Annotated in this window: 2 protein-coding genes; both read right to left on the minus strand. The window is 75.7% G+C overall.

The window, feature by feature from the left end:
• Positions 1–734 (minus strand): 2-phospho-L-lactate transferase (cofD, locus tag HGA02_RS19855; RefSeq protein WP_168681137.1); only part of this gene is annotated, 734 nt, incomplete at its 3' end.
• Positions 731–1187: ABC transporter ATP-binding protein (locus HGA02_RS19860; RefSeq protein ID WP_168681139.1), on the minus strand; the 457-nt coding region annotated here is incomplete at its 5' end. The genes cofD and HGA02_RS19860, both read right to left, overlap by 4 nt.

Below are 1187 nucleotides of genomic sequence, written 5' to 3' on the forward strand. Positions count from 1 at the left end.
CGCACGGGTGCGCCGCCGATCACCGGGCTGACGCCGACGACCGGGGCGGGCGTGGCGCGCAGCGCGTCGCGGATGCCGGGCACGCCGAAGATCGTGCCGACGGACACGACCGGGTTCGACGGCGGCACGACCACGACGTCGGCGTCGGCGAGCGCGTCGAGCACGCCCGGTGCGGGCGCGGCGACCGCGACGTCGTTCTGGTGGAACGCGCGCGCCGGGATCCCCGCACGGTGCAGCACCCACCACTCCTCGAAGTGCATCGTCCGTCCGTCGACGGTCTCGACCGACGTCTCGACCTCGCTGTCCGTCATCGGCAGCAGCGTCACGCCGGGCTTCCACCGCTCCGCGAGCCGGGCCGTCACGCTCGACAGCGGGACGCCCGACAGCAGCAGCTCGGTGCGGGCCAGGTGGGTCGCGAGGTCGAGGTCGCCGAGCGTGAACCACTCCCAGCCGAGCCCGTAGGCGGCGAGGTCGTCGGACACGCGGCGGCTCTCGTCGCGGCGGCCCCAGCCCTGCTCCTCGTGCACCGCGCCGCCGAGCGTGTACATGAGCGTGTCGAGGTCGGGGCAGACGCGCACGCCGTGCAGCCAGAGGTCGTCGCCGGTGTTGGCCACGACCGTGACCTGCGCGGTCGTGCCGCCCGAGCAGTCGGGCAGCCGGTCGCGCAGCAGCGCGAGCAGCCCCCGGGTGAAGCGGGCTCCACCGACGCCGCCGGACAGGACGGTGATCCTCATGCTTCTCCCGCGGGGACGGGAGCCGGCGCCGTGCGGGGCGCGGGCTCGTGGAACGCGATGACGGGCCGCCCGGTGCGCGGGTGCTCGAGCACGTCCGCGTCGACGCCGTAGACCTCGCGCAGCAGCGCGGGCCGCAGCACCTCACGGGGGTGACCGGCCGCGGCGAGGTGACCGCCGGACAGCACGACGACGTGCTCGCAGAACGCGGCCGCGAGGTTGAGGTCGTGCAGCGCGGCGACGGTCGTGGTGCCGAGGTCGCGCACGAACGCGAGCAGCGCGAGCTGGGCGCTCACGTCGAGGTGGTTGGTCGGCTCGTCGAGCAGCAGCAGCTCGGGCTCCTGCGCGAGCGCGCGCGCGACGTGCACCCGCTGCCGTTCACCGCCCGAGAGGGACGACCACGCGCGACCGGCGAGGGGGGCGGCGTCGGCGGCGTGCAGCGCGCGGTCGACCGCG

Source organism: Cellulomonas septica (assembly GCF_012396155.1).
GTDB classification, from domain to species: domain Bacteria; phylum Actinomycetota; class Actinomycetes; order Actinomycetales; family Cellulomonadaceae; genus Cellulomonas; species Cellulomonas septica.